Here is a 14,783-nt window from a genome sequence, read left to right on the forward strand (position 1 = left end):
TTCGATCGGACGGACAGTCACAGGGCCTCCCCCAGTCGTAGTACGGCGCCCAGTCCGCGACGCCGGCTGATCACCGCTTCCAGCGCGGCCGCCCCCAGCACCAGCACCGCCATCGCGGCGCCGAGCAGCGCGGTGGCGGTCCAGTCGACGTGGATGGCGGGCTCGAACGACCCGCCGGTCAGGGTCCGGAGCTGCAGACCGGGGCCGAGGGCACCGGGCAGCAGCAGTCCCAGCCCACTGCCGCCGACCGTCGCCGCCAGCAACAGCGGTACCAGTTGCAGCAGTTGGAGTCCCAGTACGGCGCGCCCGCCGAGCCCCAGGGTGCGCAGGTAGGACGTGGTGCGGGCGCGTTCGGTGGCGCTGAGCACCAGTTCGAGGGCGACCGCGCCGAGGGCGAGCAGCAGGCCGATCCCGGTGCTGACCTGGAAGGCCAGCCGGACCGAGTGGACCAGCCCGTCGCCCCGCAGCACGTCGAGCTCCTCGGCCCGGTCCCGGAACTCCACCGGCAGCTCGCCCACGCCGGCCGGGGCGATCCGCTCGGCGGCGGTCCGTACGGCGGCCGGGTCCAGCGGGGGCCCACCGGCGGCCGGGAAGAGCAGCAGGGCGGACCGGGCGCCGCTCGGCACGGGCAGCAGCTGCCCGGACGGACCGGTGAGCACCAGCAGGGCGCCCGGCTGCCGCCCGTCGCCGAGCACCGGCCCGAGCACCGGGTCGCGCAGGGCGTCGGCGGGCAGGGCCCCCACCAGGCGGACCCGGACCTTGGTGGTGCCCACGCTGGCCACCTCGAAGACGGTGTCCGGGAACGACCGGGCCAGAGCCGGGTCGGCCAGCGCGGTGAGCACGGGGTCGGTGCCGCTCGCACCGGCCGGCTCGACGGGCGCGTTCGCCTCGGTGGCGGCCAGCAGGGCGGCCGCCAGCGGGGAGGACGGGTCGGCGGCACCGAGCGCGGCCGCGTCCAGCACGACCAGGTCGGCGTCCTGGACGGTGGTGCCGTCCTCCTGCGCGGTGAGCTCGCCGGTCACGTCGGTGACGGTCAGTTGGCGGCCCACGGTCCGGACCTGTGACAGGTCGTCGGGCAGCCGGTCGCGCGGGCCGACCAGCGCGGCGGGTGCCCCGCCGGTCCGCCGGTCGGCGCTGTGCACCCGGTCGTCCGCCAGGGTGCGCGAGACCATGCTGCCGAACACCCCGCCGCCCATCGCCAGCACCAGCACCAGCAGGGCGAGCGCGGCCGCGCCGCTGGTGGCACCGGCCCGGGCCATGGCCACCAGCGGGACCAGGCCGGAGGAGCGGCGCGCCCAGCGGGTGGTCCGGAGCAGTAGCGGGGGCAGCAGCCGAAGCAGGGCCAGCACCGCCACCAGCGCCAGCAGGACCGGCACCAGGGCGAGTTGGAAGTCGATGCCGGAGCCGGCGAAGGCACCGCGGGTGCGCAGCGCGGCCAGCCCCGCCCCGGCCACCAGCAGGGCCAGGGCCTCCAGGACCAGCCGACGTGCGCGCGGCAGGGACCCGGTCCGCCCGACCGAGCCGAGCAGGACGGCTGCGGGTGCGCACCAGACCGCCAGGGCGGCGACCAGCACCGGCGTCCAGGAGCCCAGGTCGGCGTCGGCCGGCGCGAGCGCACGGCCGAGGGCCCAGCCGACGGCGACACCGGCGCCGACCGGGAGCGCGGCCTCCACCAGCAGGCGGCCCGCGATCCCGGTCAGCCGTGCGCCGCGCGAGAGTTGGAGGGCGAAGGCGCCGGCCCGGCGGCGCACGCCGAGCCGGGCGGCCGCGACGGCGGTGGCCACCACCACGGTGAGCAGCCCGACCAGGGCGAAGCCCTGGAGCTGCTCGGTGCGCCCGCGCTGGGTGACGAAGGCGTCCAGCTCCGGGGTGAGCCGGTCGGTGAGATCGGGCTTGGTCACCCGGTGACCGGCCAGCTGGCAGGTGTCGGCGGACCCGGTCAGGCACAGCCGGTGCGCGTCGGCGGCCCGCAACCCGGCCAGCGCGGACCGCTGTTCGGCGATCGCGGCCTGGGTGGCGGACCGTCCGGAGCGGTCGACGGCCACCGGCAGGTCCCAGGCCAGCTCCAGCGGCACGGTGCCGCGGCTCTCGGCCTGCTCGATCCCGCCGGAGCTGGTCAGCAGCTGGCCGTTCAGCTGGCGGCCGATGCGGGAGGTCACGACCACCGGGGTGACCAGCATCGGGAACTGCTGCCAGAGCCGGGCTGCGCCGCGGTCGGTGCGGAAGGAGCCCACCAGCACCACCGGGGTGGCCCAGCGCTCGCCGGTCAGGTCGAACCGCTGACCGATCGTCAGGCCGAGCCCGGCCCGGGTGGCTTCGGAGACCGCGACCTCGATCGGGGTGGTGACCTCCTCGCGCGGGACCATCGGGTCGGCGGCGGGCTGGCTCGGGGGGCGGCCCTGGAGGTACTCGACCGGGCCGTCCGGTCCTGGCTGGGCGTACGCCAGGCTGACCCGGGGCGGCAGGCCCTCGAAGGTGGGTACCCCGGGCCCGTCCGCCGTCGCGGTGGGGGTGGCGGCACGCGCCGCGGCCGAGCCGATCGCGGTGGCCAACGGCCGCTCGGCGGCGCCGCGCAGACCCTTGCCGATCTCGTTCACATCCTGGTCGAGGGTGCCACGGGGCACCGGGAACTCGGTGGCGCCGTAGGGCATCCGCTCGGTGCCGGCCCGGGCCGAGAGCAGCGGCCCGGACAGCTGGGCGCGGTCCAGCCGGTCCGCGAGGGTGTCGGCCGCCAGCCGGTCGAACCGGGGCGGCCAGCTCAGCGACAGGGCGGTGAGCAGGACGGCGAGCAGCGCGAGTACGGCCGCGACCGGCCAACCGATCCGCGCCTCGCGCCGGATCAGGCGCAGTGTCAGCATCTGGAGTTCCCCCTGTCGGACCGTCCGGCCACGCGTACGCCGCCGTCCCGGGTCGGCCGCCGTCGATTGCCCACCGGGCTCATCCGTCGTCCCCGGCCCGCAGCGCCCGGACCAGGTCGACCCGGGCCAGCAGTCGGGTGAGGACCAGCACCGCGAGGGTCAGCAGCAGGCCGCCGGCCAGCGCCGCGAGCGCGGCGGCGGGCCGTCCCGGTGCGGCGCTCAGCGCCGGGAAGAGCGCGCCCGCGCCGTCGTCCAGCACCAGGACCGGCAGCAGCAGGGCCGCCAGCAGCAGGCCCAGCAGGCCGCCGAGCAACACCGGAATCACGGTCACCGCCACCTGTTCGGCGCGCAGCGCGGCGGTCAGTTCGCCGCGTCGTACGCCCAGGGCGCGGAGCACCGCGAACTCCCGTCGGCGGGCCCGGACCGCGCCCACCGCGTGCAGGGTCAGGGCGGTCACCGCGAACAGCGGCGCGGTGACCAGCACCAGCAGCCAGGCGCAGCGCAGGCCGGCCCGGAACGGGTCGGCGCTCAGCTCGGCGGCGACCTGCCGGGCACTCTCCACCCGGCCGAGCCGGTCGCCGGCGGCGGCGGCCGAGGTGGCCGCCGGGTCGTCGCTGCGCAGCAGCCAGCGGATGCCGGTGGGCGGCGCCGTCCCGGTGGCGGCGTGCTCGGCGGCGACGGCGCGCAGGTCCAGCAGCAGGTGACCGAGGTCGCGCGGGTAGCCGGGCAGGGCGTCGATCTCCCCGGTGATCAGGATCGGCCGGGTGGTCGGTGCGCCGCGCTCCCAGGTGAGCTGGATGGTGTCGCCGACCCCGGCGTGCACCGCGTCGAGCAGCGCGCGGTCGGCGACCGCGGGCAGGGCGGGACGGGGATCCGCCAGGTCGCTGGTCCCGGGCTGTACGGCGAGGACCACGTCCAGGCGGGCCGGGTCGAGGCCGGGCGCGGGGTCCTGCGAGCGCAGCACCGGGTGCAGCAGGTCGGTGCCGTCTCCCTGCCAGGTGCAGGCACCGGCCCAGGCGTCCTCGGGGAAGCCGCCGACCAGGTAGGAGGAGGACCGGTTGCCGGGGCAGCCCATGGCGGCCGGCGCGCCGAAGACCGTGCCGGAGCGGAACCAGACCTGCCCCGGCGGGAGCGCGAGGTCGGTGCGCTGCCCGGCGGTGACGGCGCTGATCCGGGGGATGCGCAGGTCGAGGGTGGTCCGCGAGGCCAGCTCGGCGGGGAAGTGCACCCCGAGCCGATTGACCGTCAGCGGATGGGTGCGCCGCTCGGTGTCGGCCAGCGGCAGGGTCAGGGTGTGCGGGAGGCCGTCGGCGGGCAGCGGCACCGTCAGCCGGTCGGTCAGCCCGTGGGCGTCCTGGACCCAGACCTGCAGCAGCAGGCCGGCGGCCGGGACCGGCCGGTCGGTGGTGGCCAGCACGGCCACCTCCAGCGCGCCGGGCCGGCCCGGCAGCGGGAGCCCCTCGGCCGGTACGGCGGCCAGCGGGGCCAGCAGCTCCCGGGGCGGCCGGTCGGCCTGGTCCGGGCGCAGGACGGGCAGGCCCAGGGCCGTCGCGACGGTGGTGTCGACGGCGACCGTCTGGACGACCGTGCTGCCCACCAGGGCCGACTGCTCGGCCACGGGGGTGAGCCCGGTGACGCCCGGCAGGGCGGCCAGTGTGGCCCGGCGCTGCTCCGCCGCGCCCGAAAGACCGGACACCCGGACGTCCGCACCGACCGCGAAGGCGGCCCGGTCCCGGTCGCTGGTCGGCAGTGCGCCCAGCACCCCGGCGGCCAGGCTGCCGGCGGCCACCGCCAGCAGCGTCACCAGGACCGGGACCGCCTGGCGTCCGGCGGCGCGGCTCAACTGCCAGCCGCCGAGCGGCAGGACCAGTCCGCGGGCCCGGCCGGCCGCCCGCTCCAGCAGCCGCCCGACCAGCGGGAACAGCCGGAGCAGCAGCACCGCGCCGGCCACCGCCATGGTCATCGGGGCGAGCACCAGGACCAGGTCGACCCCGGCGTCGAACCCGCTGCCGGAGCTCTGCACCAGCAGGCTCCGGTAGTGCCGCAGTTGGAGGAAGGCGAGGCCCGCCAGGACGAGCAGCGCCAGGTCCGCGCCGGCCTGCTGCGGTCCCAGCCGGCTCGACCGGCGCCCGCGCAGCGCCCGCTGGGCGCCCGGGTCCAGCGCCTGCAGGGCGAGCGGCAGCAGCAGGGCCGCGCCGTGCACCAGGAGCGCGAAGGCGGCGCTCCACCAGGCGGACCCGGCGCCGTCCGCCGCCAGGCCGGACACCCCCGCACCGCGCAGCACCGCCGCGAGCAGCGGTTCGGCCAGCAGCAGCCCGGCGGCGGCCGCCGGTACGGCGGCCAGCGCCCACTCGGCGGTGGTCGCCGCGAGCAGCCGTACCGAGCCGGCTCCCCGGGAGCGCTGGAGCGCCCGCTCGGCCGCGAGCGAGTCGGCCAGCCGACGGGCCGTCAGGATCAGTACCACCGCCGCCAGCACGGCGAGCAGGGCGAGCGGCACGGCGACCTCGGCCCGGGCCGTCAGGGCCGGGACCACCAGGCGGTCTACCGCCTCGGGCAGGCCGCTGCGCGCCGTGGTGTCGGCCAGGGCCGGCGGGCCGCCGCGGTAGACCGAGCGGGCGGTGTCCGCACCGGCGAAGGCGGCCACCCGGTCGCGCAGCGCGGCGAGTTCGGACAGGCTCAGCCGGTCGGTGTCGGGCAGGGCCAGCCAGACCTGCAGCAGCAGGCCGTCGAACGCGGGCAGCGCGGTCAGTTGGGCGCCGTCGGCCAGCAGCAGGTCCGGGTCCTCGCGGTCGGCGCCGCCGAGTGCGGACCAGACCGCGGCGGCGGCCGGGTCGGGCCGGTAGACGCCGGTCACGGTGAGCCGGAGCGGGCCGCCGGAGACCGGGGCGGTGACGATCGTGCTGGCACCGGTGTCCAGGCCGAGCCGGTCGGCCGCCGACTCGGGGAGGGCGACCCGGAGTCCGTCACCGGCCCCGGGGGTGCCGGCGGCGGGCCAGCTGCCGCTGCGCAGTTGGGCGTAGCGGCCCGGGTCGGACAGGGCGACCGGGAGTCCGGGGAGCTTGCCGTCGGTGACCTGCCGGCGTCCGGCGGGCGGCAGCGGCAGGTTCACGGCGCTGATCGAGCGCAGTGCGGTCTCGGTGCGGAACGGGGTGCTGCCCATCGTCCGGACCAGCGCGGTGTGCACCGCCCGGTCGGCGGCGGGCAGGCCCTTGGCGGTCCAGCGGGCGTCCACCTCGACCGAGCGGGCGGCGTCGGCCGCCAGCCGTGCGCGCACCCCCGCCGTGGCCGCCGCCCCGGCCAGGCCGGTCACCGCGGCCAGCACCGCCGTCGCCACCAGAATGCTCACCGCGACGGACGCGAGCACCAGCCCGTGCCGTCCGAATCGGCGCCCGACCCCCGCCAGTGCCATCCGCTGCTCCCCTCAGTGCCCCCCACCCCGAAGGGTCACCTGCCGCGTGATCGATCTGCGGCACGGAACTGACGTTCTATCACAGTGACCACACTTTGGTCTGTACCAATCCGATGGGTGGATCAGCCACCGGCGACGGCGGTCACCAGGGCGGCGACCAGGGTCAGCACGGCGCAGACGCCCAGGGTGACGGCGGCTCCGACGGCGATCCGCTCGGGGCGGCGGCTCCGGGTGAGGGGCCGGGCCAGGCCGAGCAGCAGCCGGACGCCCACGGCCGCCGCCGCGAGGGCGGCGAAGGTCGCGGCGGCCCAGGTGACCGCCACCGAGGGATCGACCAGGTGGCAGCTGCGGCCGGTGCAGCGGACCGCGACCTCGCGGCCGAGCTCGACCCGGCTGCCGACCCTGGCCTCGGCGACCCACGGCGTGTCACCCTCCGGATGGAAGGTGCCCCGGCAGTAGCTGACGGTGTTGGGCTCCGCCGGGTCCAGCTCGCAGGAGGCGGCGACCAGCCGGCCCGGCGCGCCGTGCAGGCCCGCCGAGTACCCGAAGTTGCTCCCGGAGATGACGGCGCCCCACAGGCCGAGCGCGCACAGCGCGAGCGCCGCCGCCGCGATGCCGAGCGCGCGCGTCAGCGCCCGGCGGATGTCCGGGTCCATCCCCACCCCTGTCCTCGGCCGTCCTCGCCCCGGCCGGCGGCCGGCCTGACGGTCCGAGGGATGGGACGCGCCCACCGGCGCCGGGGTTCCGCCGTGGGCGGTGCGTCACCGGGTGAAGGCCAGCACCGTGTTGTGGCCGCCGAAGCCGAGGGAGTGGCTCAGCGCCAGGTCGATCCGCTGCGGGCGGGCGGCTCCCGCGACGATGTCGAGGCCGTCGGTGTCCTGGTCCGGTGCGACGAAGTTGGCCGTCGGCGGCGCGAGTTGGCGACCCACGCTGAGCAGGGTCAGCACGGCCTCCACCGCCCCGGCGGCGCCCATGGTGTGGCCGAGCGAGCCCTTGGCGGAGGTCACGGTGGGCCGGTGGTGCGGGTAGAGCCGACGGATGGCGGCGGCCTCGGCCCGGTCGTTCAGCGGGGTGCTGGTGCCGTGGGCGTTGATGTGGTCGACGTCGGCGGGGCCGGCGCCGGCCATGGTCAGCGCGGTGGTCACGGCCCGGCGCAGCGCGGTGCCCTCGGGGTCGGGGGCGGTGGCGTGGTGGGCGTCGCCGGTGGCGGCGTAGCCGGCCAGGGTGGCCAGTGGGCGGGCCTGTCTGGCCCGGGCGTGCGCCGCGTGCTCCAGCACCAGGACGCCCGCGCCCTCCGCCAGTACGAAGCCGTCCCGGTCCCGGTCGAACGGCCGGGACGCGCGGGCCGGGTCGTCGTGCCGGCGGGACAGCGCACCCATCTTGGCGAAGGCGGCGGCGCACAGCGGGGTGACCATCGCGTCCGTACCGGCGGCCAGCGCGAGGTCGCACTGGCCGGTGGCGAGCAGCAGGGCGGCGGTGATCACGGCGGAGGCCCCGGAGGCGCAGGCCGTCGAGGTGTGCAGGGACGGTCCGGTGATGCCCAGCCGCAGGGCGAGGTGACCGGTCGTCATGTTGGGGAGGAACCCGGTCATGGTCAGCGGGGAGACGCTGCCCGGGCCGTCCGCCAGCAGCCGGCCGTGCTGCGCCTCCAGGGTGGCCACCCCGCCGGCGGCGGAGCCGACCACCAGGGCGACCCGGGTGCCGTCCCACTCGGTGCTGGAGAGCCCGGCGTCGGCGAGCGCCTCCTGCGCGGCGGCGAACAGCAGCAGGGTGCTGCGGTCGTAGCGCCACGGCTGACGCACGGTCAGCTGCTCGGGCCCGAGCTCGGGCACCCGGGCCGAGAAGGCGACCGGGAGCCCGTCCAGCCCGGGGTCGGGGCGGGCGGTGGGGCGTCCGGCGCAGACGCCGGCCCAGGTGGCCTCGGTGCCGATGCCGGCCGGGGTCACCAGGCCGGTGCCGGTGACCACGACGGGGCCGCGCACTACCCGGCTCCGGGTGCGGCCGCCGGTGGGGTCAGCCGCCGGTCGACGCGGTCCATGTGTGACTCCTTGCCAGATCGGGGCTGCTGAGCGGGGTCTGACCGAGCTCCGGGACGGCGGGCAGCCGCCGGGGCACGGCGGCGGGCCAGTTGAGGGCCACCGAGCCCCATGCGAGACCGCCGCCGAAGGCGGTGAGCAGGCAGCGCAGGCCCGGTTCGAGCGCCTGCTGGGTGACGGGGTCCGCCAGCACCAGCGGGATCGAGGCGGCGGCGGTGTTGCCGAGCTCGCGGATGTTGCCGTGGCAGTGCTTCGGGTCGATGCCGAGCCGCTGCGCCACCGCGTCCAGGATGCGCTGGTTGGCCTGGTGGCCGATGAAGGCCCGGACCGACCCGGCCGGCCAGTCGGCCCGGTCGAGCACGGTGCGGGAGGACTCCACCATCCGCCGGACGGCGTGCGCGTACACCTCGCGCCCGCGCATCCGGAAGTACGGCTCCGCCGGATCGGCGCGGTCCCACCGGGGGTGGCGGGAGCCGCCGCCGGGGACGGTGATCAGCCGGTCCCCGGCGCCGTCGGTGCCCAGGTCGACGGCCACGATCGCGCCCGGTGCGTCCGCCGGGCCCGGGCGCAGCAGGACGGCGGCGGCCCCGTCGCCGAACAGGGCGGCGGTGTCGCGGTCGGTGGGGTCGACGATGGTGGAGTAGGTGTCGGCGGCGACCACCAGCGGTGCCCGGCACAGGCCGCCGCGCAGCAGGGCGGTGGCGGTGGCCAGCGCGTACGGGAAGCCGGCGCAGACGGCGGCCAGGTCGAAGGCGGGCACCGGGCCCAGGCCGAGCCGGTGGGCGATCCGCGGCGCGGTGCCGGGGAGCGGGTGGTCGGGGGTGCTGGTGGCCAGGATCAGCAGGTCGGGCGGTGGGCCGCCGTCGGACTCGACGGCGGCCAGCCCGGCCGCGGTGGCCAGGTCACCGGTGCTCTGGCCGGTGGCGACCCGGCGGCGGTGGACGATGCCGGTGCGGGTCCTGATCCACTCGTCGGTGGTGCGCAGGTCCCCGGCGGCGATGACGTCCTCGTTGTCGAGCACCCGGTCCGGCAGACAGGCGCCGATGCCGGTGACGACGGCGGTGGTCCCGGTGAAGTGCGGGCCGGTCATGACGGGACGAACGGCGAGGCCGGCTTGGGGATGCCGGCCAGCCCGCCGTCGGGGACGCTCAGCCCGCCGTCCACCACCAGGGCCTGGCCGGTGACGAACGAGGCGGCCGGGGAGGCGAGGAACAGCGCCACCCGGGCGACCTCCTCCGGCTCGGCCCAACGCCCCATCGGCACATGGCTCATCAGCCAGTCGGAGAGCGGCGCGGTGTCGGCCGCGAACTCCGTCATCCCGGTCCGGGTCCACCCCGGGCAGAGCGCGTTGACCCGGATGCCCTGCCGGGCCCAGCCGACCGCGAGGCTGCGGGCCAGCGAGACCTGGGCGGCCTTGGTGACCGCGTACGCCTCCATCATCGGGGCGCCGATCAGGCCGGCCACCGAGGACATCAGCAGCAGGCTGGCCCGGTCCGAGGCGGCCAGGTGCGGGTGGGCGGCCCGGCAGAGGGCCGCGGTGGCGTCGAGGTTGACGGTCATCACCGCGTCCCAGTGGTGCGGTTCGGAGATCTGAAAAGGCATCAGGACCGGCGCCAGGTCCTCGGTGAGCGGCAGGGTGCCGGCGTTGTGGACGATGACGTCGAGCCCGCCGAGCGCGGCGGCGGCCTGGTCCACGCAGGCGGTGGCGGCCCCCGGGTCGGCGAGGTCGCCGATGACGGTGTGGGCCTTCCGGCCACGCCGGTGGACCCCCTCGACCACCTCCTCCAGGGCGGCGGCGGTGCGGGCCGCGACCGCGACGTCGCAGCCCGCGTCGGCCAGGGCCAGCGCGGTGGCCAGGCCGATGCCCCGGGAGGCGCCGGTGACCAGGGCGCGGGCACCGTCGAGCCGGAAACTGTCCAGGGTGGTGACTACGGCACTCATGGGGTCTGCCTCTCTGTGGTTCCGGTCCACCGGAGCAGTGCGCTGCCCCAGGTCATGCCGGCGCCGAACACGGTGATCAGGACGGTGTCGCCCGGGCGGAGCGAGCCCCGGGCGGCGGTGGCGAGCGCGTACGGGGAGCTGGCGGCGCCGATGTTGCCCACCCGGTCGCCGACCACGATCAACTGGCTCTCGGTGATGCCGAGTTCGCGGGCCAGGTCGCGCAGCAGGACGGGGTTGGGCTGGTGGGCGACCACGCAGGCGAGGTCGTCCAGCTTGAGCCGGTTGCGGTCGAGGCTCTCGTGCACCAGCCGGGGGAAGACCTCCTTGATGAACCGGCTGACGGAGCGTCCGTCCATCCGGATCAGGTGGCTGCCGTCCCGCAGGGTCGCGGCGCTGGCCGGGTGGCGGCTGCCGCCGGCCGGGATCAGCACGTAGTCGGCCAGCGAGCCGTCGGAGCCGAAGTGGAAGTCGGTGAAGCCGCCCGGCGCGGCGACCGGCCCCAGCACCGCGGCGGCGGCGCCGTCGGCGAACAGCACGGCGGTGCCCCGGTCGGCCGGGTCGAGGAACTTGGAGTACGCCTCGACCCCGACCACCGCCGCGCACCCCCGGGTGGGGTCCTCGCGCAGCCAGTCGTGCGCCACCTTCGCCGCGAACAGCCAGCCGGAGCAGGCCGCGCTGACGTCCAGGGCGACCGCGCGGGTGGCGCCCAGCAGGCCCTGCACCCGGCAGGCGGTGGACGGGCCCAACTCGTCGGGGGTGGAGGTGGCGAGGACCAGCAGGCCGAGGTCGGCCGGGTCGATCCCGGCCTCGGCGGCGGCCGACCGGACCGCCTCGGCGGCCAGGTCGGAGGCGGCCTGCCCGGCGGCGGCCACGTGCCGGGTGGTGACACCGGTGCGCTCGCGGATCCACTCGGGGCTGACCCCGACGGCCTCGGCCACCTCGGCGTTGTCGCGGATCCGTGCGGGGAGGTAGCTGCCGGTGCCCCAGACGCCGATCCTGGGCGGGGTCGGGCCGGTGCTCACGCGGTGCCTCCCCGGTGCCAGTCGAGGGAGTCGGAGAGCGCGCCGGTGAAGTCGGGCATCCCGAGCGGGGACGGCACGACGCTCTGCGGGTAGGCGAACGCCTGCTCCAGCAACGGGAGTCGGGGTATCAGCCGGTCGCACAGCAGGTCGGCCGCGACCAGCAGCCGCTGGACCTCGGCCGGCCGCAGGGTGCCCGCCGCGAGCAGCGAGCCGGCCAGCCGGCGGGCGCCGGCCACGCCGTAGAGGCCGGCCAGCGCCGACAGGGCGGTCGCGCTGTCCGGGTCCCGCTCGCCCGCCCGGGTCACGGCGCCGAGCAGGTCCTCGGCCACCAGCCGGGCGGCGTAGGTCTCGCCGAGCTCGCCCGCGTCCGCCAACAGCGGGTTCCAGCGCGCGAACTCGTCGTCCGGCCCGTCCGGCCCGTCCGCCCCGTCGGCCCGCTCGTCCCGCCGCGCGCGCAGCCGCACCGTCAGCCGGTGCTGGTGGGCGGCGAGCACGGCGGGCCACCAGCCGGGTTCGCCCGGCGCGGAGGTGACCCGGGGCGGGGCCGGCGCCGGGGCGTCCTCGGCCAGGGCGCGGCCGAGGTCGAAGAGGATCAGCTGACTGTCACCGCCGGCCGCGTCGAAGGCGTACGGGAAACCGTGGTACGCCACCAGCCAGTTGCCGTCCAGGTGCCCGGAGAACCCGCAGTGCCGCTGGCAGTCGGCCACCACCCGGGCCGCCGCGCGGACGGTGTGCGCCTTGTACGCCGAGAGCGGGCGGCTGACGGCGGTCCAGGGCGCGAAGGTCATCGAGCCCTCGCCGTCCGGGCCCCCGTCGGTCCGGCCCGGCCCGGTGCCGGACCACACCTCGAGGGCCCGGGAGGCCGCGCAGGTGAGGGCGAACGCCTCGGCGAGCGCGCCCAGCACCCCGTACTGCTGGGTGCGGTAGGCCAGCAGCGGGCGGCCGGGGGCCAGCCTGCTCTGGGTCCGGCGGCCGGCCGCGTAGCGCACGGCCAGCACCGCCGACTGCCGGGCCATCGCGGCCAGGCCGGACGGCAGCGCCGCCCACAGGGTCTGGCCCACGCAGAGCGTGCGCTGCAGGCGCAGGTCCGGGCTGCCGAGCGGGTCGTGGAAGGTGCCGTCCGCCGCGATGGCGGCGCTGTCGCGCAGCCAGTGCCCGTACGGGAGGCGGACGCCGTGGAACCGGAACTGCGCGTAGTTCAGCGGCAGTGCGCTGAGTTCGACCCCGGTGGACATCTCGACGCCCGGGCGAAGCCCGTCGTGGTCGGCCAGGTCGACCACGAAGGAGAACACCCCGCAGTCGGCGCCGCCGACCACCAGCCGGGCCAGCATGACGGCGATCAGCGGGCCGCCGTCCGCCGTCCCGCTGGTGAACTTGGTCGCCGCCCCGTCCGGCGTGCCGATCACGAACTCCCGGGTCACCGGGTCGAACTCGGCGGTGGTCCGGGTGTCCAGATGGCTGTTGGCCTGCCCGACCTCGGTGATCATGTAGACCCCCCTGGCCCGGCCCGACTCCAGTGCCTCGAAGTGCGCCTTGAGCAGGTCGGGTTCGGGGGCGAGCAGTTTCATCGAGCTGAGCACCAGCAGGTACTGGTACGCCAGCACCATCGCCATCGAGGGCTGGGACGCCGCCGTCCAGGCCAGTACCGCCCCCAACTGCTCGGGCGCGTCCAGCAGTTCGCGACCCGGTGGGACGGCCCCGGCGATCCGCAGCAGCCGGCGCCTGACCTGTGCCTCCCGGCCGGCCGGATCGGGGGTGGCGGGCATCGGGTCACCGTGCAGGGCCTCGCCCAGGGCGTGCAGGAGGGCGGGGGGTACCCGGCCGTGCACCAGTTCCTCCAGGGCGCTGAGGCCGGCCGGTGCGAGTGGCGGGGGAGATGACGTGCGGTCAGTGGGCATGGCGGAGCTCCAGAAGGGTCTCGGCACGGGACTGCGGAGGGTCGGCGGCACGGGCAGCGCGGAGCCTGCCCGGCGCGGGACTTCCTCGGGTGGGAGAGGAGGCGCTCGGAGGAACACTTCGAGACTGCCCGGTCCGGTGGGGCGCAGGCCACCGGCCGGGGCGGGTGGTCTGTTGAACGCCGCCCCGTGTTGAAGGCCGTCCGAGGGGCGGGTGACCACCCCGGTGCGGGGAGGGTCCGCCGATCTCCGATACTGGGTCGGTGATCATCGTGCCGATCCTGCTGACGGTTCTCGCCCTGCTCGTCCTGGTGCACCGGTACCTCTGGCGGCGGCTGGTCCGCGACGTGTCCGCGCCCGGCGGGTGGTACCGGCGGGTCGGGACGGCGCTGGCGGTGCTGCTGCCGCTGCTCTCGGTCGGTGCGGTGGCCGGCGGCCGGCTGCTGCCGCTGGCCGCCGAGCGCTGGCTGGCCTGGCCGGGGTACCTGTGGCTGGCGGTGCTGCTCTACCTGACCATGGCCCTGCTGGTGGGCGAGCCGGCCCGGGTGGTCTGGCTGCGGATCGCGGCGGCCCGGGAGCCGAAGGCGGCCGACCGACCTGAGGACCCGTCACGGCGGCTGTTCGTGGCCCGGACGGTGGCGATCGGCGCCGCCGGGGCGGCCGTCGCGGTGGTGGGCAACGGCGCGTACGGGGTGCTGCGCGGGCCGCGGCTGAAGCAGCTGACCGTCCCGCTGGCGAAGCTGCCCCGGCGGGCGCACGGTTACCGGATCGCGGTGGTCAGCGACATCCACCTCGGCCCGATCCTGGGCCGCTCGCACACCCGGCGGATCGTCGACACCATCAACGGCACCCAGCCCGACCTGATCGCGATCGTGGGTGACCTGGTGGACGGCACGGTGCCCGAACTCGGCCCGGCCGCGCTCCCGTTGCGCGAGCTGCGGGCCCGGGACGGCGCGTTCTTCGTGACCGGCAACCACGAGTACTTCTCCGGCGCCCAGCCGTGGGTGGAGTTCGTCCGCTCGCTCGGGGTGTTCCCGCTGGAGAACGACCGGATCGAGCTGCCCTGGTTCGACCTGGCCGGCGTGAACGACCTCGCGGGCACGGCCGAGGGCCAGGGGCCGGACTTCGAGCAGGCGCTCGGCGACCGGGACCGGCTGCGGGCGGCGGTGCTGCTCTCGCACCAGCCGGTGACCGTGCACGACGCCGTCCGGCACGGGGTCGACCTCCAGCTCTCCGGGCACACCCACGGCGGGCAGCTCTGGCCGGGCAACTACCTGGCCGAGCTCGCCAACCCGACCGTGGCCGGTCTGGAGCGGTACGGCGACACCCAGCTCTACGTCACCCGGGGTGCCGGGGCCTGGGGCCCGCCGGTCCGGGTCGGCGCCCCCTCCGACATCACGGTGCTGACGCTCGCCGCGCGGTCGGCCTGACCTGGCCCGCGCCCGATCCGGCGTCAGGGGGCAGGTCAGGCGGGGGAGTTGACGGATGTCGCTTCTGTCACCGACCCCTTTCGGCCGTACTTCGTGAACGAGGGAGAACATCGCGGCCAACAGCCCTGCCGAAGGATGATTGTCCCTTCAATGACTCCCGTGTGCACACGTAGCTTTGGGGTGCGCTGCCGG

The 14,783-nt window shown here is 76.7% G+C and carries 9 protein-coding genes; 1 reads left to right on the plus strand and 8 read right to left on the minus strand.

Annotation, left to right across the window (positions count from 1 at the left end; translation table 11 throughout):
* Nucleotides 1–17: 17 nt before the first annotated feature.
* The 8 genes from OHV05_RS31705 to OHV05_RS31740 form a co-directional block, all read right to left on the minus strand.
* A complete protein-coding gene (locus tag OHV05_RS31705; protein WP_405020743.1) occupies nt 18–2,858 on the minus strand; it encodes a hypothetical protein in 2,841 nt (946 codons plus the stop codon).
* Between the two features lie 79 nt (nt 2,859–2,937).
* Complete coding sequence (locus OHV05_RS31710) at nt 2,938–6,267, minus strand: FtsX-like permease family protein (RefSeq protein ID WP_405020744.1); 3,330 nt, start codon at nt 6,265–6,267, stop codon at nt 2,938–2,940.
* A 122-nt stretch (nt 6,268–6,389) separates the two neighbouring features.
* Nucleotides 6,390–6,923, minus strand: coding sequence for a hypothetical protein (locus OHV05_RS31715; protein ID WP_405020745.1), 534 nt, complete (start codon nt 6,921–6,923; stop codon nt 6,390–6,392).
* Between the two features lie 105 nt (nt 6,924–7,028).
* Entirely contained in the window at nt 7,029–8,249 is a 1,221-nt protein-coding gene (locus tag OHV05_RS31720) for a beta-ketoacyl-[acyl-carrier-protein] synthase family protein (RefSeq protein WP_405020746.1), read from the minus strand.
* Between the two features lie 31 nt (nt 8,250–8,280).
* Complete coding sequence (locus OHV05_RS31725; RefSeq protein ID WP_405020747.1) at nt 8,281–9,393, minus strand: beta-ketoacyl-ACP synthase III; 1,113 nt, start codon at nt 9,391–9,393, stop codon at nt 8,281–8,283.
* Entirely contained in the window at nt 9,390–10,244 is an 855-nt protein-coding gene (locus OHV05_RS31730; RefSeq protein ID WP_405020748.1) for an SDR family NAD(P)-dependent oxidoreductase, read from the minus strand. Before OHV05_RS31730 ends, OHV05_RS31725 begins: the two co-directional genes overlap by 4 nt.
* Nucleotides 10,241–11,266 carry a 3-oxoacyl-ACP synthase III family protein gene (locus tag OHV05_RS31735; RefSeq protein WP_405020749.1) on the minus strand — a complete coding sequence of 342 codons (1,026 nt, stop codon included), beginning with the start codon at nt 11,264–11,266 and terminating at the stop codon, nt 10,241–10,243. The genes OHV05_RS31730 and OHV05_RS31735 overlap by 4 nt, the downstream gene beginning before the upstream one ends.
* Nucleotides 11,263–13,164 (minus strand): acyl-CoA dehydrogenase, encoded by a 1,902-nt coding sequence (locus tag OHV05_RS31740; protein ID WP_405020750.1) that lies wholly within the window; start codon nt 13,162–13,164, stop codon nt 11,263–11,265. Before OHV05_RS31740 ends, OHV05_RS31735 begins: the two co-directional genes overlap by 4 nt.
* A gap of 260 nt (nt 13,165–13,424) precedes the next feature.
* On the opposite strand from OHV05_RS31740, the gene OHV05_RS31745 reads away from it, so the two are divergent.
* Nucleotides 13,425–14,591 carry a metallophosphoesterase gene (locus tag OHV05_RS31745; protein WP_405020751.1) on the plus strand — a complete coding sequence of 389 codons (1,167 nt, stop codon included), beginning with the start codon at nt 13,425–13,427 and terminating at the stop codon, nt 14,589–14,591.
* Nucleotides 14,592–14,783 lie beyond the last annotated feature (192 nt).

It is taken from the genome of Kitasatospora sp. NBC_00070, assembly GCF_045041205.1.
Lineage (GTDB): Bacteria > Actinomycetota > Actinomycetes > Streptomycetales > Streptomycetaceae > Kitasatospora.